This is a genomic window from Streptomyces sp. TLI_171 (genome assembly GCF_003610255.1).
Classification (GTDB): Bacteria; Actinomycetota; Actinomycetes; order Streptomycetales; family Streptomycetaceae; genus Kitasatospora.
In genome coordinates, this window is record NZ_RAPS01000001.1 from 2,255,921 (window position 1) to 2,271,621 (window position 15,701).

Consider the following 15,701-nt stretch of genomic DNA (forward strand, 5'->3'; position numbering starts at 1 on the left):
GTGTTGACCACACCGGCGTACGCCGCGGTGAGGCCGGCCACCGAGCTGCAGGTCTGCGCCAGTTCGCCGTCGGCGGCGCCGCCGAAGGAGATGATGACGTTGCCGCCGGCCGACTGCAGCGATCCGATCTGGGACTTGAACGCCCCGACCGGATCGCCGCCCCTCTCCCACATCGGGGTGCAGCCGGACTTCGGCGTCAGGAACGCCGGCGTGTAGAACTTGTCGCCGCTGGCACTCAGGTCAGCGGCCAGGTCGCCGGCCGTGGAGCTGTCGATCTCCAGGTACGGCGCCGCGAACGCGCCGCCCGCGGCGTGGGCGGGTGCCGCCGCGACCACGGCGGGCGCAGCTGCGGGGAGGGCGGCAGACAGTGGCGCCGTGAGCAGTCTGCGGGCAGGGACGGGTCGGGACATGGGAGATCGGTTCCTTCACTGGGGGGTGAGGAATGAGCGAGGTGGCCGACCGGAGCCCGGGGGCTCCGCAGGCCGAAGCGGGCCGGTTCGGCAGGCCCGTTTGAATAGTAAGGAAGGTTTCCTAAGGGCCAAAAGCTAGCGACCCGAAATCAAGGCGTCAATGGTCTGCACCAACCGGAAACCTGGCGGGCCGCGCTGTCTTGACGGAGCATCAGCGCGGTTCTACGCTCACCGGCCAGTCCTCCGCCGCCGGACGAACCCCCGCCCACCCCGGCGCGGCGGCGATGCCGTGGTGTTCGTCGCCACGGTTGCGACCTTCCTGGTGTGGTTCCGGCGATGCCGGCGCAATGCCGAGGTGCTCACACCCGGCACCCACAGGTACGCCCCGGGGGTTCGCGGTCGGGGGCTGGTTCGTCAACGCCTGGTGGGGGGCCTGGTCGTCGGGCCGGTGACGGCGGTGCTGGCGGTCCTGATGGTCCGTCGGCTCACCGGGCGTCAGGTCGCCGCCCTGCGGGGAGCGCCCGCCGGGGTGCCGGTCGGCCGAGCGGCCGGGGTACGGCGGGGGCAGGTGCCGCAGGGGTTGGCGGGGTCCACCGCGTAGTAGAGGCAGCAGCCCTGGCGGGTGCGGGTCCAGGTGTGGTTCTCGCGGCGGAAGCCGGCGGGTCCGGTCCAGGGCGGGGCGCCGGTGTCGAGCAGGGCGGTGGCGACGGCGACGGCGCGGTCCTCCTGGTCGAGCATGCGGCCGAGGTACCAGAGGCCGGACACCAGGTCGTCGGTGGCCATGCCCCACAGGGCGCGGGGGCCGCGGCGGACGTGGGGCTGGAAGGCGGCGAGGACGGGGCCCAGGTGGGCGGCGACGGCATCGCGCAGGGCGGCTTCGTCGCCGAGTGCCCAGTCGCCGGGGCGGAGGGCGAAGTCGCCGGTCCCGGCGGCGATCCACAGGTGCCGGGCGGGGAGGACCGGGATCCGGCGTTCCAGGTACCAGATGCCGCTGAGCAGCAGGGAGTTGGTCCACAGGTAGTGGTGCAGCAGCCGGGAGGCGGCGACGTGCGGGCGCGGGGTGACGCCGTGCCGGCGGTGGATCCGGGCGGCCTCGGCGTCGATCAGTCGCTCGACGGCGGACGCGAGCCGGTCGGCGGAGACCCACTCCTGGCCGTCGACCGGGGCGGCGTCGACCAGGGAGACCGTCAGCACCGGGCAGATCCGGCCGAGTTGACGGTACGTTTCGGCCGTCTCCCCGACGGTGCGGGCACGCCCGGAGGGCAGGTGGAGCAAGGCGTTCCCCCTCGTGGGATGAGGTGAGGCTTACCTTACACATACTCACCCCGGGCTTGACCAATTTAGGGAAGCCTCACCAAACTTTCGTCCCGTGCCCAGAATCGAACCTCCGGCGTCCACCGCCCCGGTGCCCCGACCTGCGACGGCGCGGCGAACCCTGCTGCTGGCCGCCGGAGCCGGTGCGCTGCTGCTGTGCGCGGCGCTCAGCCTGGCCCTCGGCTCGCGTTCCGTCCCGCTGACCACGGTGATTGACGCCCTGTCGGGTGCGGTGCACGGCGGGGACGCCGATGTGGTGGTCGGCCTGCGGGTGCCGCGGACGGTCATCGGGGTGACGGTCGGCGCGGCGCTCGGCGTGGCCGGTGCGGTCGCCCAGGGGGTGACCCGCAATCCGCTGGCCTCGCCGACCACGCTGGGCATCAACGCGGGGGCGAGCTTCGCCGTGGCCACCGCGATCTTCGCGCTGGGCCTGTCCCGCCCGCTGGAGTTCGTCTGGTTCGCCGTGGCGGGCGCGGCCTGCGCCGCACTGCTCGCGTACGGCATGGCGCGCCGCTCGGGCGACCTGGACCCGGTGCGGCTGGCGCTCGGCGGCACCGTGCTGTCGGCGGTGCTGGCGTCCTGGACGTCGGCGCTGATGCTGGCCAGCCGTCGCACCCTGGACGAGGCCCGGTTCTGGCTGGCCGGTTCGATCAGCGGCCGCAGCCTGGACGCGCTCTGGCAGGTGCTGCCGCTGATCCTGGTCGGGCTGGTCCTCGCCCTGCTGGTCTCCCCCGCGCTGAACGCGCTCGCGCTCGGCGACGAGACCGCGCAGTCGCTCGGGGTGCCGGTGGCGCGGATCCGGCTGGTGGGCGGGCTCGCGGTGGTGCTGCTGGCGGCCGGGTCGGTCGCGGTGGCGGGCCCGGTGGCGTTCATCGGCCTGGCGGCCCCGCACCTGGTGCGCCCGCTGCTGGGCAACGACCACCGGCTGCTGGTGCCGGGCTGCCTGATCGCCGGACCGGTGCTGCTGCTGGCCGCCGACGTGCTGGGCCGCCTGGTGGTGCGGCCGTCCGAGATCGAGGTCGGGATCGTCACCGCCTTCGTCGGCGCGCCGCTGCTCGCCGTGCTGGCCCGGAAGGTGGCGGCCCGATGACGCTGCTGACGCGAGAACAGGTCGTCGACCCGGTGCGGACGTCGGGGTCGCGGGCGCTCGTCCGGGCCCGCCGCCGGAACCTGCTGCTGGTCGCGGTGACCGCCGCCCTGCTGGTGCTGATGACCGGGGTGGCGCTGTCCACCGGCCAGGTGCGGATCCCGCTGCCGGACGCGCTGCGCGCGCTGTTCGGGTTCGGCTCGGACGCCGACGTGCTGGTGGTCCGGGAGTTCCGGGCGCCGCGGGTGCTCTCGGCGCTGATCGCGGGCGCCGGCCTGGCCGTGGCGGGCTCGCTGCTGCAGCGGCTGTTCCGCAACCCGCTGGCCTCCCCCGACGTGATCGGCGTGACCGGCGGCGCCTCGTTCGGCGCGGTGCTGCTGCTGGCCACCGGCGCCTCTCAGGCGCTCACCCCGGTGGCCGCGCTCGGCGGCGGCCTGCTGGCCGCCGCGCTGCTCGGCGCGTTCGCGTGGCGCTCGCGGATGGCCGTGACCCGGCTGGTGCTGGTCGGCCTGGCGGTGCAGTCGGGCCTGGCGGCGGCGGTCAACCTGATGATCGTCCGCTTCCCGGCGGAGCTGGCCGGGCAGGCGCTGCAGTGGACCACCGGCTCGCTGTACGGCCGCAGTTGGCCCGAGGTCTGGGGCGCGGGCGGGGCGATCGCGGCCGCCGTCGCCGCCGTGTTCCTGCTGAACCGTCAGGTCGCGGTGCTGGACCTGGGTGACGACTCGGCCGGCGGGCTGGGCCTGGACCCGCACCGGACCCGGCTGGGCCTGCTGCTGCTCGCCGTGGTGCTCGCCTCACTGGCCGCCGCGCTGACCGGGCCGGTCGCCTTCGTGGCGCTCGCCGTGCCGCACCTGGTCCGGCTGCTGGCCGGCCCGCCGACCCCGGCGACGCTGACCCTGACCGCGCTGGCCGGCGCGCTGCTGCTGCTCGCCGCCGACCACCTCGTCCTGCACGTGCTGCCGGTGCACGGCCTGCCGGTCGGCGCCGTCACCGCGACGCTCGGCGCGCCCTGGCTGCTGGTGCTGATGATCCGTCAGGGCCGACTTCCGCAGAGGAGTTCTCGATGACCACCGCCACCGCGGACCGCCTGGCCGCGCACGGCCTGCACCTGCGCTACGGCGACCGCCCGGTCGTCCGCGGCCTGGACCTGGAGCTGCCCGGCGGCGCCGTCACCGCGATCGTCGGGCCGAACGCCTGCGGCAAGTCCACCCTGCTGCGCGGCCTGGTCCGGCTGCTGGACCCGGCGGCCGGCACGGTCACCCTGGACGGCGCCGACATCCACCGGATGCCCGCCCGGGCGCTGGCCCGCCGGATGGGCCTGCTGCCGCAGCAGCCGGTCACCCCGGAGGCGGTCACCGTGGAGGCGCTGGTCCGCCTGGGCCGCTACCCGCACCAGCGGATGCTCACCCCGTGGTCGGCCGCCGACCAGGCGGCCGTCGAGGAGGCGCTGCGCCGGACCGGCACCGACGCGCTGCGCGACCGCCCGGTGGACCAGCTCTCCGGCGGCCAGCGGCAGCGCGCCTGGATCGCGCTCGCGCTGGCCCAGGACACCGACCTGCTGCTGCTGGACGAACCGACCACCTTCCTCGACCTGCGGCACCAGTTGGACGTCCTGGACCTGGTCACCGACCTGCACCGGGACGCCGGCCGGACGGTGGTGATGGTGCTGCACGACCTCGGCCAGGCCGCCCGCTACGCCGACCACCTGGTGGTGCTCGGCGACGGTGAACTGGCCGCGGCCGGGCCGCCCGGCGAGGTGCTCACCGCCGAACTGGTCGAGCAGGTCTTCCAGGTGCCCTGCCGGGTGATCCCCGACCCGGAGACCGGCACCCCGCTGGTCGTGCCGCTGGCCCGCCGCTGACACCCCACCGACTTCCGGTCGCGCCGCCGAGCGCCACCGGGCGATGAGCCCTGCCCGAACACACCCAGCCCGCACACACCCAGCCCGCACACATCCCCGGTACGACCCACTTCCCGCAAGGACTGAAACATGATCAACCGTCGACTTCCGGCCGCCGTGCTCGCCGCCGTCCTGTCCACCACCCTGCTGGCCGCCTGCGGCAGTGAGGCGTCCTCGGACGCCAAGCCGGCCGCGAGCCGGGCGGCGGGCGACAGCGCCGCGGCCTTCCCGCGCAGCGTCAAGCACGCGCTGGGCACCGCCGAGATCAAGGCGCAGCCGAGGAAGGTCGTGGTGCTGGACTCGGGCGAGCTGGACGACGTCACCCTGCTGGGCATCACCCCGGTCGGCGCAGTCGCCCCGCACCTGAAGACCGAGGGCGGCTTCCCCGCGTACCTCAAGGGCAAGATCGACGGCACCAAGGACGTCGGCCCGATGAACGAGCCGAACCTGGAGCTGATCGCCTCCCTCAAGCCCGACCTGATCCTCACCTCCAAGGTCCGCCACGAGAAGGTCTACGACAAGCTCAACGCGATCGCCCCCACCGTGATGGCGGAGACCACCGGCGAGCCGTGGAAGGCCAACCTGAAGCTCTACGCGCAGGCGCTGGGCAAGGAGGCCGAGGCGACCAAGGCGCTGGCGGACTACGAGGCCCGGGCCGCGAAGCTCGGCGAGGAGATCAAGGCCAAGTACAACGGGGCCGCGCCGACCGTGTCCGTGGTCCGCTTCGTGGCCGGCCCGACCCGCCTCTACCAGAACGCCTCGTTCAGCGGCGTGGTGCTCAAGGACGTCGGACTGGCCCGCGCGATCAAGGCCCCCGACGTCGACAAGGCGATGCTGGAGGTCAGCCCCGAGCAGATCAACCAGGCCGACGCCGACCTGGTGTTCGTCACCACCTCCGACGACCCGTCGAAGACCAAGCAGGGCGAGGTCCAGCAGACCGCGGTCTGGCAGGGCCTGAACGCGGTGAAGAACAGCAAGGTGTTCACCGTGCCGGACGAGACCTGGATGTCCGGCATCGGCGTTCAGGCCGCTGACCGGATGCTCGGCGACATCGCCCGGGCCGCCGGCGTCGACGCCCCCAAGTAACCACCCACTCCCACCACTTGCATCGGGGACTGATCACCATGCGGCTCTACCTGCTCGCCCTGAACCCGACCGACTCGGTCACCGACGGCTTCCTGCCGGCGGCCGCCCGGCTCGGACTGGAGGTCACCGTCCTCACCGACGGCGTCGAGGACCACCGCCGGGCCTACGCGGACCGGGAGTTCAGACCGGAGCTGGTCGAGTGCGACGTCCGGGACTTCCGCGCGGTGATCAGTACCATCTCCCAACGGGACGCCCCCGACGCGGTGTTCAGCAACAGCGACCACCTGCAGACGCAGACCGCGCTGGCCGCCGAGTACTTCGGGCTGCCGGCCAAGGACTGGCGGGCCGCACTGCGCGCCAAGGACAAGGGCCAGCTCCGCCGCCACCTGGCGCTGACCGGCCTGGACGCGGTCAGCTCCGCCGAACTGCCGCCCGGCGCCGACCCGGCGGAGCTGGACGTGCCCTTCCCGTGCGTGCTGAAGCCGCGCGAGGGGGTGGCCAGCGAGGACGTGTCGCTGGTCGCCGACCCGGCCGAACTCGCCCACCGCAGCGCGGAGATCCGCGCCCGGCGACCCGGGGCGGTGCTGGTGGTGGAGGAGTTCCTGGCGGGCGAGCTGCACACCCTGGAGACCCTCGGCGACGGCCGCACCCGGCACGTCCTCGGCGGCTTCCGGACCAGGCTCTCCCCGCCGCCGGACTTCATCGAGGAGGTCCTCACCTACGTCCCGGCGCACCCGGAGGACGTCACCGAGCAGGTGCTCGCCCAGCTCGACGCGCTCGGCGTCGGGCTCGGCGCCTGCCACACCGAGTTCGTCGTCCAGCCGGACGGCCGGGCCCGGATCATCGAGGTCAACTACCGCGCCATCGGCGACCAGTGCGACCTGATGCTGGCCGAGATCCTCGACCTCCCGCTGTTCGAACTGGTGCTCCGCGTCCACCTCGGCGAACGGCTGCCCGCCGACCTGGGCCTGCGCACCGACCGGCGGGCCCGCAACCAGGCCGTCCTCGCCGACCGGGCCGGCACCCTGACCGCCGCCCCCGGCCCGTACGACCGGGAGGCCGACGGGGTGACCCTCTCCTACCGGCCGGTGCGCCGGGTCGGCGAGCGCCACGAGCTGTACCGCACCAACCGCGACTACCTCGGCGTGGTGTGGGCCACCGGCCCGAGCCAGGACGCGGTGGACACCGCCGTCGCCGCATTCCTCGCCGCCAACCGCTGGGAGCTCACCCCGTGACGGCGGCGGAGCAGTTGACGTTGCGGGTGCTGAGCGCGCTGCTGCGCGAGGACGTGCTCGGGCTGCGCAGCGGCGGCGTGGCGGAGCGGCGCGCGGACGGGCGGTGGCTGCGACGTGGGGAGCTCGCGTTGCCGGTGGTCGCCGAGGGTTTCCAGTGCGAGGACGCAGCGCGGCTGCCGCTGCTGGAGGCCGACGGCCGGGTCCTGCGGGACCTGCCGGAGATCCTGGACCGCTTGGCCGTCGAAGCCGACCCGCTGGACCGGCCCGGGCACCTGGCGTTCGCGGAGGAGTGCCGGCAGACCCTGGCCACCATGGAGTTGCACGAGCGGGTCCGGGACGGCGTGCACGATCGGCTCGCCGAGGCGTACGGCAAGGACCCGGCGCAGTGGTCCGGTCTCGGCGCATCGCTGGCCTTCGACACCTTGGCCGCCTACCTCGACCACCCGGTGTACCCGACCGCGCGCGGCCGCTCCGGCCTCGATGAGGGCCAACTGCGGGCGTACGCGCCCGAGTTCCACCCGTCGTTCGAGCTGCGCTGGCTGGCCGTGCCGGCCGGTGAGCTGGACGTGCACGGGGTGGCGCCGCTGCCGCGCTGGTGGCCGACGGCACGTCAGCTCGGCTTCGAGGGAACCTACTTGACCATTCCGGTGCACCCGCTGACGGCGGACCGGCTGCCGGACCTGCCCGGCGCGGTGCTGGCGGAGGAGCCGTACCTGGAGGTGCTGCCGACGCTGTCGATGCGCACCGTCGCGGTCGCCCACGACCCGTCGCTGCACCTCAAACTGCCGCTCGCCACCGCGACCCTGGGGCAGCGCAACCGGCGCACCATCAAGCCGGGCACGCTCGCCGACGGGGCCGCCGGACAGGTGCTGCTGCAGGCCGTCCTGGCGCGCGAACCGCGGCTCGCCGCCCGGATCCTGCACGCCGACGAGCAGTGCCACGCGCAGGCCGCCGGCGAGGAACTGCTGGCGGTGCTGCTGCGCCGCTACCCGGCCGGGCTGGACGGGGCGGTGACCGTGCCGCTGGCCGCGCTGCTGGCTCCCGCGCCGGGCGGCCGGCTGGTGGTCGACCACCTCGCGGAGCGGTTCTACGCCGGGTCGGTGCTCGCACTGTACCGCGAGCTGCTGGAGTTGCTGATCGACTGGCAGGCCACCCTGTTCGGCTACGGCATCGCGCTGGAGTCGCACCAGCAGAACACCTCGCTGGTGCTGGACACCGCCGACGGCGCCACCCGGCTGCGGCTGCTCTACAAGGACAACGACGGGCCCCGGATCAACACCGCCCGGCTCGGTGAACTCGCGCACCACCGCCGCCTGTTCGACGACGAGCGGATCTTCGGCGACCGGGACCGGCCGCTGACCGACCTGTTCACCACCATCACCGTCCACCTGTGCACCGCCTCGCTGGCGTTCGGCCTCGCCGACCACGGCCGGGCCGAACTCGCGGACACCCTCGGCCTGTTGCGCGACACCCTGGCCGCGGCCGCGGACCGGCTCGGCCCGGTGGGCGAGCCGCTGCGCACCGACCTGCTGGACGCGCCGCGGCTGCCGGTCAAGGCGATGGTGACCGCGGGGACCCTGCTGGCCAAGGACCGCTCGGGGGCGGCCGACATCAACAAGCACTACACCAGCGGCCCCAACTACCTGCTCCGCGCGGGGCGTTCATGAGCACCGAAGCGCTGCGGCGCCGCCCGGCCACCGCCGGTCGGCCGGTCGGCGGGCTGGACCGCCGCCAGGTGCACGGCGTGGCCGCCTGCTACTTCGTCGCCTCGTTCGCGGCGCTCGGCCTGCCGCCGTACCTGACCGAGATCCTGCCCACCCTCGGCGACCGGAACGGGCACTGGGCCGGCCTGCTGTACATCGTGCCGACGGTGTTCAGCGCGCTCGGCGCCCCGTTCTGGGGCCGGCTGGCCGACCGGTTCGGGCGCAAGCGGCTGCTGCTGCGCGCCCAACTCGGGCTCACCGTCTCGTTCCTGCTCGCGGGCGCGGCGGACTCGCTGGTCGGGTTCACCGCCGCCCTGGTGCTCCAGGGCTTCCTCGGCGGCACCTTCGCCGCCACCAACGGCTACCTCGGGGCGGCGCTGCGCGGCACCGAGCTGTCCCGCGCGCTCACCCTGATGCAGGGCAGCGCCCGCGCCTCGCTGGTCGCCGCGCCGATCCTGGTCGGCGCGCTCTCCCCGTGGATCGGCCCGCACCGGCAGTACCTGCTGATGGCGGTGCTGCCGCTGGCCGCCGCCGCGCTGCTGGCGTTCCTGCCCGAACCGGAGCGGCCGCCGGCCGCGGCCGCCGCCACCGGCCCCGCGCCGGCCGCGTCGCCGATCCGGCTGCTGTACCTCTTCGAGTTCGCCTTCGTCTTCGCCACCATCGTCTCCTTCCCCTACCTGATCGCCCTGGTCGAGCAGCGGCTGCCCGGCGTCTCCGGCACCACCGCCGGGGCGCTGTTCGCACTGCCGCACCTGGTGTACCTGCTGACCGCCGGCCGGGTGCACCACCTGGTCCGGCACCGGCCGCGCACCGGCCTGTTCGGCGCGTTCGTGCTGGTCGGACTGGGCCTGGCCGGACACGGCGCCGCGCACGGCCTGGCCGCGTTCGTGCTGGCCCGGGCCGTCCTCGGCGCCGGCCTCACCCTCGGGCTGGTCTGCCTGTCCGTGCTCGCCGCGGCCGCCGCCGAAGGGCGGCCGCCCGGGCGGATGTTCGGCACCCTGGAGCTGGTCTCCAAGGGCGGCGCGGTGGCCGCCGGCGGCGCCGCGGCGCTGGTCAACAGCGCCTTCGGCCCGACCGCCCCCGTGCTCGCCGGCACCGCCGCGGCCGCGCTCGCCGCCATCCTCGTCCTGTCGACCCGCTGGAGCCCCCGATGACCGTGCCGACCGACCGCCGTCGCCCGGCGGCGGGCCCGGACCGCCTGCCCACCGCCGAGCACGCCGTCGCCCACACCCTGCTCAACTGCCTGCTCCGGGAGGTCTCCGGGCCCGAGCACCAGACCGCCGTCAGCGACGGCGCCCTGCTGCTGCGCCTGCCCCGCCGGGGCGTGCTGCTCCGGGCCGCGCTGCGCCGCACCTCACTGCTCGGCGCGCACCGCTTCACCGGCCCGGTGCACGAGCGGACCCCGGACGGCTGGCGGGAGTTGGACTGGCGCGAGCTGGCCGAACACATCCGGGCCGAGCTCACCCTGCGCACCGGCGTCGCCAACGAGGAGTTCCTCGACCAGGTCGCCTCCAGCCACCGGGGCACGGCCGCCGCACTGGCCGCGCGCCCCGCCGCCGGGACCGACCCGTACCTGGAGTCCGAGCAGGCCCTGCTGTTCGGCCACCGCTTCCATCCCGCACCCAAGTCCCGCTCCGCCGCCCGTGGTTCGTGGTCCGACTACGCCCCCGAGGCACGCGCCTCGTTCCGGCTGCGGCACCTCGCCGTCCGCACCGAGTACCTTGCGCAGGACACCGCCGACCCCGCCGCGCTCGCCCACCTGGACGCGCTTCGCCCCGTCCCCGCGGGCTACACCCTGCTGCCCGCGCACCCCTGGCAGTACCGGCTCCTGGCCGACCACCCGCTGTTGACGGCCGCGCTGGAGCGCGGGGACGTCCTCGACCTCGGCGAGGGCGGCGAGCCCTACGCCGCCACCGCCTCGGTGCGCACCCTGTACGGCGCGGGCGCGTTCCTCAAGTTCAGCCTGAACGTGCGGATCACCAACTGCCTGCGGAAGAACTCCGCCTACGAGCTGACCGGCGCCGTCACCCTGACCCGGCTGCTGGCGGCGCCGCTCGCCGACCTCGCGGAGCGCTTCCCGGACGCGGCGATGCTGCGCGAGCCGGCCTTCCGCACGCTGGCGCTTCCCGGCCCGGACGGCGCCCCCGACCTCGCACTGTTCGAGGGCTTCGGGCTGATCGTCCGGGACGGCCTGGACCGGGTGGTCCGGCCCGGCCTCACCCCGCTGCTGGCCGCCGCCGTCGCCGACGAGCACCCCACCAGCCCGGCCCAGGTCTCCGCGCTGCTCGCCGACCGCGACGCCGCCGCCGACCGCGACTGGTGGGCCGCCTACCTGCGGCTGCTCGTCCCGCCGGTGCTCGCCGCGTACTTCGACCACGGCATCGTGCTCGAACCGCACCTGCAGAACGTGCTGATCTGCGTGGACGCGGACGGGCGGCCCGCCCAGGTGCTGTTCCGCGACCTGGAGGGCACCAAGCTGCTGCCCGAGCACCACGCCGGTGCGCTCGCCGCGCTGCCCGCCGACACCGCCCGCCCGATGACCTACGACGCCCAGCGCGGCTGGGACCGGGTGGTCTACTGCCTGCTGGTCAACCACCTCGCCGAGGTGCTCGCCGCGCTCGCCGACCGGCACCCCGAGCAGGAGGCCGAGCTGTGGGCGGAGGTCCGCACCGTGCTCGGCGAGTACGCCGCCGCGCACGGCTGCCCGCCGCGGCTGGCCGCGCTGCTCGCCGGCGTCCCGCTGCCCGCCAAGGCCAACCTGCTCACCCGCTGGACCCGGCGCCCGGACCGCGAGGCCGGCTACGTCCCGCTGGCCTCGCCGCTGTCGATCCCGGCCGGGGCGTGCGCCCCGGCCCCCGCCGAGGAGTACGTGTGAACGCCCCCGCCGTCAACGGTGTCCCGGAGGTCCCGGCGCTGGCCGCCGAGCTGCCCGAACTCCCGGCCTACGTCTACGACGTGGCGGCGCTGCGGGCGCACGCCCGGGAGGTCCGGGCCGCGCTGCCCGAACGGGTGGAGCTGTACTACGCCGCCAAGGCCAACCCGGAGGCCCCGCTGCTGACCGCGCTGCACGGCATCGTGGACGGCTACGAGGTGTCCTCCGGCGGCGAGCTGGCCCACGTGCACGCGGCCGTACCGGAGGCGCCGCTGGCCTTCGGCGGCCCCGGCAAGTCCGCGGAGGAGATCGCCGCGGCGCTCCGGGAGCCCGCCGTCCGGCGCTGGCACGTGGAGAGCGAACGCGAGCTGCGGGAGCTCGCCGCGGCGGCCGGGCGTCCGGTGGACGTCCTGCTGCGGGTCAACCTGCCGGTCGGCGACGGCGCGCTGGACGGCGTCGCCCTCGCCATGGGCGGCCGCCCCTCCCCGTTCGGCATGGACCCCGAGCGGATCGAGGACTGCCTCGCCCTGCTGGCCTCCCCCGGCTTCGAGCACCTGCGCCTGCGCGGCATCCACGCCCACCTGGCCAGCGGTCTGGCCGCCGCCGAGCAGCTGCGGGTCGCCGAACGGGTCGTCGAGTGGTCGGCGGCGCTCGCCGCCCGGCACGGCCTGCCGCTGGCGGAGGTGAACGTCGGCGGCGGGATGGCCGTCGACTACGCCGACCCCGAGGCCCGCTTCGACTGGGCTTCCTTCGGCCGGGGCCTCGCCGAACTGCTGGGCCGGCACCCGGCCTTGACGCTCCGGATCGAGCCCGGGCGGGCGCTGACCGCGTACTGCGGCTGGTACGTCACCGAGGTGCTGGACCTGAAGCACAGTCACGGCGAGGCCTTCGCGGTCGTCCGCGGCGGCACCCACCACCTGCGCACCCCCGCGACCCGCGGCCACGCCCAGCCGTTCACCGTGCTGCCCGTCGACCACTGGCCGCACCCGTGGCCGCGCCCCGGCGTCACCGCCGCGCCGGTCACCGTCTCCGGTCAACTCTGCACGCCGAAGGACGTGTTGGCCGCGCGGACGCCGGTCGCCGGACTGCGGGCCGGCGACCGGCTGCTGTTCGCGATGGCCGGCGCGTACGCCTGGAACATCTCGCACCACGCGTTCCTGATGCACCCCGCCCCGGTCTTCCACTACCTGGGTGCCCGGGCGGGCTCAGCCGGGTGAGGTGAGCGGGCCGGTGGAGCCGGTGACGTCGAAGTCGCGGGCCTGGCCGGTGGCGTTGAGGCGGGCGATGTCGGCCTGTTCGAGGTTGACGAGCTGGGTCTCGTGCAGGTTGCTGCGGTGCTCGCTGGGGATGCCCCAGTCGTAGCGCTTCTGGACCTCGACGTGGTAGGTGATGGTGCCGTTGCGCTTCTCGCCGACCACCCGGTACTGGAAGTGGTTGAGGCCGTAGTACCAGTTGGCCGCGCCCGGGTCCTTGCTCGCGTCCGGCTTCGACGGGAGCCACTTGGTGCTGATCGGGCCGTCCGGGTGCTTCCGCAGCTCGTCGAGGGTGGTGTTCAGGTCCTTGCCGAAGGTGCTGGGCATGTCCTTCAGCATCTTGCCCGGGTCGACCTGGTAGGGGGCGCCGCCGGCGCCCAGCCAGTGCTTCAGCAGGTCGGCGGCTTCGGAGTAGCCGTTCTTGTACCGCAGGTACTCCTCCGCGGCCTTGAGCGTCGCCTCGGTCCTGTAGTCGCGGAGGCCGGGGTCGAGACCGCGGAAGTTCCGGTCCTCGGTCTCGAAGTTGCGCTCGGTGCCGAACGCCACCTTCAGGCCGTCGGCGAACCACTGGTCGCTCTCCCCGGCCTCCTTCAGGAGCTGTGGGGCTTCCGACCGGATCGCCGAGATCACCCGCAGCCGGTCGTTCAGGCGGGCGTTCTCCGCAGCGTCCGGGTTCGGGTCGGCCGGCCGCGGGTCGGTGTCGGTGACCGTTCCGTCCGGCCCGATGGCCAGCTGCCACTGGGCAGCCAGGGACTGCAGCTCCCTGGCCCGTTCGGAGAGGGCGCGGAGCCCCCGGAAGCCCTCCTCTCCGCCGCCCGCCATCTTGCCGGCGAACCGGATCAGCCCGGCCACCTCCTTGCCGACCGCCCCGAGGTCGACGGAGACCCGGTTGCAGTGCCCCTTCGCGGCGTCGGCGTCCTTGCCGGTCCACTCGCCGGACCGGAGCGGGACGTTGACGCTGCCCTCGAACCCCGCGTCGACCTCGGTCAGTCGGGCCAGCACCTGTGTCCACGCCGTGACGAACCGGTCCAGGCTGCCGGCGTCGAACCGGGCCAGCGTGTCGAAGTCCACCATGGAGAGCTCCCCCGTCGGATCGCGTCGCGTCAGTTGAACAGGTGGCGGAAGAAGCCGCCGATCCCGTGCTCGTGGTGGTCCCAGTTCCCGGCGGTGTCACGGAACTTGTCGCCCACCTCGGAGGTGCGCTGCTCCACCGCCTTGCTCAGCTGCTCCCAGCGGTCGGCGAGCTGGTCCAGGCTGCCGCGGAACTCCCAGCCCGGGGCCGCCGCGCCGAGCGCGTCGCAGGCCGCCAGGCCGGGGGCCCGCTGCGCCGTCCACTGCTCGGCCAGCCGGTCGCAGTCGCCGCCCCGTTGCCGGAGCCAGTCGGGTGTCACCGAAACACTCATGGAGTCAACCCCCGTCGTCGCCACTGGTGCGCCGGCCGCCCGGCGCGCGAGGACGAGACTCCCAAACGCGCGTTCGGCCCCGCATCCACCGTGGGTTGCAACCGCGGCCGGGCCGGAACTGCGACTTCCGCGGTAGCCGCACTACCGCGCTCGGCTGTTGGAGCGGCCGCGCCCGGGCCGTAGGCTGCGCCGATGCGAACGGGATCGGGGCTGCTCGACCGGCTGGCGCGGGGCGCGCGTCGGCCGCTGGTGGTGGACTTCTCGCTCGCGGCGCTGTACGCGGTGGCGGGCCTGATCCTCGGTCAGGAGGCGCCGCCCGCACCCTGGCACCCGCTGGACGCGGGCGGTCGGGTGCTGGTCCTGCTGGTGAGCGGGGCGCTGGTGGCGCGGCGGGTCGCGCCGGTGCCGGTGCTGGCGGCGGTGGTGGCGCTGTGGCTCGGCTACATCGGCTGCGGGTACTGGCCGGTGGTCAACTCCCCTGCCGTCCTGCTGGCGCTGTACACCGTCGCCGCGGCCCGCCGGACCGGGACCGCCGCGGCGTGCGGGGTGGCGGTGGGCGCGGCCTGGGTGGTGGCCGGGGTGCTGGGCGGGGAGTTCGCGGATCTGCTGCCGGTGCTGGTCCAGGCGGTGGCCTTCCCGGTGGTGGTGGTCTTCCTCGGCCGGGCCGCCGGGACGGCCGCCGAGCGCAGCCGCCGGCTGGCGGAGCTGACCCGGCGGCTGCGTGCCGAGCAGGAGTTGCGGGCGGCGCGCGCGGTGACCGAGGAACGGGTGCGGATAGCACGGGAGTTGCACGACGTGGTGGCGCACCACCTGGCGATGGTCTCGCTGCAGGCCGGGATGGCCGCCTACCTGGTGGACGCCGATCCGGCCACCGCCAAGGGGGCGTTGGAGACGATCGCGGCCACCAGCCGGGAGGCGCTGGAGGAGCTGCGGCGGCTGCTGGTGCTGCTGCGGGTCGGCCCGGAGGACGGTGACGACGGTGCGGGCGGTGCGGCGGATTTCGCGCCGGCGCCCGGACTGGACCGGTTGGAGGAGCTGGTGCGGCGGGTGGGGGCGGCGGGCGTGCCGACCGAACTGCGGGTGGAGGGCGAGCCGTTCCGCCTTCCGCCGGGGATGGAGCTGTGCGCGTACCGGGTGGTCCAGGAGGCGTTGACCAATGTGCTGCGGCACGCCGGACCGGCCCAGGCGACGGTGTCGGTGCGCTACACGCCGCAGGCGCTGGCGGTGCGGATCTCCGACGACGGCGGCCGGCCGGCTCCGTCCGACTGCCCGTCAACCGGCGGGCACGGCTTGATCGGTATGCATGAGCGCGCCAAGATCTACCGGGGGACGGTGAGCGCCGGGCCCCGGGCCGGGGGCGGGTTCGAGGTGGAGCTGCACCTCCCGGTTCCGCACGCTGCGGGCGGAGAACCGGTCGGCCGCCCGTACCCGTAGCCGC

14 protein-coding genes are annotated in these 15,701 nt (G+C 74.7%); 11 read left to right on the forward strand and 3 right to left on the reverse strand.

Going from position 1 to position 15,701, the window contains the following annotated elements; translation table 11 throughout:
* The first annotated feature begins 3 nt into the window (after positions 1-3).
* On the forward strand, positions 4-216 hold the full coding sequence (locus BX266_RS10255; protein WP_143686900.1) for a hypothetical protein: 213 nt from the start codon (positions 4-6) through the stop codon (positions 214-216).
* A gap of 689 nt (positions 217-905) precedes the next feature.
* On the opposite strand, the gene BX266_RS10265 is transcribed toward BX266_RS10255, so the two are convergent.
* Positions 906-1,685, reverse strand: coding sequence for a (2Fe-2S)-binding protein (locus BX266_RS10265; protein ID WP_107490717.1), 780 nt, complete (start codon positions 1,683-1,685; stop codon positions 906-908).
* 130 nt (positions 1,686-1,815) lie between these two features.
* Between BX266_RS10265 and BX266_RS10270 the strand changes: the two genes are divergently transcribed.
* From BX266_RS10270 to BX266_RS10310, 9 genes are all read left to right on the forward strand, one after another.
* Positions 1,816-2,814, forward strand: coding sequence for an iron ABC transporter permease (locus tag BX266_RS10270; protein WP_099907648.1), 999 nt, complete (start codon positions 1,816-1,818; stop codon positions 2,812-2,814).
* Positions 2,811-3,878 (forward strand): iron chelate uptake ABC transporter family permease subunit, encoded by a 1,068-nt coding sequence (locus BX266_RS10275; RefSeq protein WP_099898666.1) that lies wholly within the window; start codon positions 2,811-2,813, stop codon positions 3,876-3,878. Before BX266_RS10270 ends, BX266_RS10275 begins: the two co-directional genes overlap by 4 nt.
* Positions 3,875-4,672 carry an ABC transporter ATP-binding protein gene (locus tag BX266_RS10280; protein ID WP_099898668.1) on the forward strand — a complete coding sequence of 266 codons (798 nt, stop codon included), beginning with the start codon at positions 3,875-3,877 and terminating at the stop codon, positions 4,670-4,672. Before BX266_RS10275 ends, BX266_RS10280 begins: the two co-directional genes overlap by 4 nt.
* 129 nt (positions 4,673-4,801) lie before the next feature.
* Positions 4,802-5,797: an ABC transporter substrate-binding protein gene (locus tag BX266_RS10285; RefSeq protein WP_099898670.1), complete on the forward strand. Its 996-nt coding sequence runs from the start codon at positions 4,802-4,804 to the stop codon at positions 5,795-5,797.
* Between the two features lie 38 nt (positions 5,798-5,835).
* The gene (locus BX266_RS10290; RefSeq protein ID WP_099898672.1) at positions 5,836-7,032 is read left to right on the forward strand and encodes an acetyl-CoA carboxylase biotin carboxylase subunit family protein; all 1,197 of its coding nucleotides are present in this window, start codon (positions 5,836-5,838) and stop codon (positions 7,030-7,032) included.
* Entirely contained in the window at positions 7,029-8,699 is a 1,671-nt protein-coding gene (locus BX266_RS10295; protein WP_259464634.1) for an IucA/IucC family protein, read from the forward strand. The genes BX266_RS10290 and BX266_RS10295 overlap by 4 nt, the downstream gene beginning before the upstream one ends.
* Positions 8,696-9,889 carry an MFS transporter gene (locus BX266_RS10300; RefSeq protein ID WP_099898674.1) on the forward strand — a complete coding sequence of 398 codons (1,194 nt, stop codon included), beginning with the start codon at positions 8,696-8,698 and terminating at the stop codon, positions 9,887-9,889. Before BX266_RS10295 ends, BX266_RS10300 begins: the two co-directional genes overlap by 4 nt.
* On the forward strand, positions 9,886-11,610 hold the full coding sequence (locus BX266_RS10305; protein ID WP_099898676.1) for an IucA/IucC family siderophore biosynthesis protein: 1,725 nt from the start codon (positions 9,886-9,888) through the stop codon (positions 11,608-11,610). The genes BX266_RS10300 and BX266_RS10305 overlap by 4 nt, the downstream gene beginning before the upstream one ends.
* Positions 11,607-12,824: a type III PLP-dependent enzyme gene (locus tag BX266_RS10310; protein ID WP_099898678.1), complete on the forward strand. Its 1,218-nt coding sequence runs from the start codon at positions 11,607-11,609 to the stop codon at positions 12,822-12,824. Before BX266_RS10305 ends, BX266_RS10310 begins: the two co-directional genes overlap by 4 nt.
* Here the strand turns inward: BX266_RS10310 and BX266_RS10315 are convergent.
* Together BX266_RS10315 and BX266_RS10320 are read right to left on the reverse strand one after the other, a co-directional pair.
* Complete coding sequence (locus tag BX266_RS10315; RefSeq protein WP_099898680.1) at positions 12,813-13,934, reverse strand: hypothetical protein; 1,122 nt, start codon at positions 13,932-13,934, stop codon at positions 12,813-12,815. The genes BX266_RS10310 and BX266_RS10315 overlap by 12 nt on opposite strands.
* A 29-nt stretch (positions 13,935-13,963) precedes the next feature.
* Complete coding sequence (locus tag BX266_RS10320) at positions 13,964-14,263, reverse strand: hypothetical protein (protein WP_143686901.1); 300 nt, start codon at positions 14,261-14,263, stop codon at positions 13,964-13,966.
* A 192-nt stretch (positions 14,264-14,455) separates the two neighbouring features.
* On the opposite strand from BX266_RS10320, the gene BX266_RS10325 reads away from it, so the two are divergent.
* The gene (locus BX266_RS10325; protein ID WP_099898684.1) at positions 14,456-15,697 is read left to right on the forward strand and encodes a sensor histidine kinase; all 1,242 of its coding nucleotides are present in this window, start codon (positions 14,456-14,458) and stop codon (positions 15,695-15,697) included.
* The last annotated feature ends 4 nt before the right edge of the window (positions 15,698-15,701 follow it).

What these genes read in the sequence shown, in the direction of transcription:
- BX266_RS10325 (WP_099898684.1), top strand. Translation starts at nt 14,456, where the DNA reads ATGCGAACGGGATCGGGGCTGCTCGACCGGCTGGCGCGGGGCGCGCGT.
- BX266_RS10305 (WP_099898676.1), top strand. Translation starts at nt 9,886, where the DNA reads ATGACCGTGCCGACCGACCGCCGTCGCCCGGCGGCGGGCCCGGACCGC.
- BX266_RS10280 (WP_099898668.1), top strand. Translation starts at nt 3,875, where the DNA reads ATGACCACCGCCACCGCGGACCGCCTGGCCGCGCACGGCCTGCACCTG.
- BX266_RS10285 (WP_099898670.1), top strand. Translation starts at nt 4,802, where the DNA reads ATGATCAACCGTCGACTTCCGGCCGCCGTGCTCGCCGCCGTCCTGTCC.
- BX266_RS10315 (WP_099898680.1), bottom strand. Translation starts at nt 13,934, where the DNA reads ATGGTGGACTTCGACACGCTGGCCCGGTTCGACGCCGGCAGCCTGGAC.
- BX266_RS10300 (WP_099898674.1), top strand. Translation starts at nt 8,696, where the DNA reads ATGAGCACCGAAGCGCTGCGGCGCCGCCCGGCCACCGCCGGTCGGCCG.
- BX266_RS10275 (WP_099898666.1), top strand. Translation starts at nt 2,811, where the DNA reads ATGACGCTGCTGACGCGAGAACAGGTCGTCGACCCGGTGCGGACGTCG.
- BX266_RS10320 (WP_143686901.1), bottom strand. Translation starts at nt 14,263, where the DNA reads ATGAGTGTTTCGGTGACACCCGACTGGCTCCGGCAACGGGGCGGCGAC.
- BX266_RS10290 (WP_099898672.1), top strand. Translation starts at nt 5,836, where the DNA reads ATGCGGCTCTACCTGCTCGCCCTGAACCCGACCGACTCGGTCACCGAC.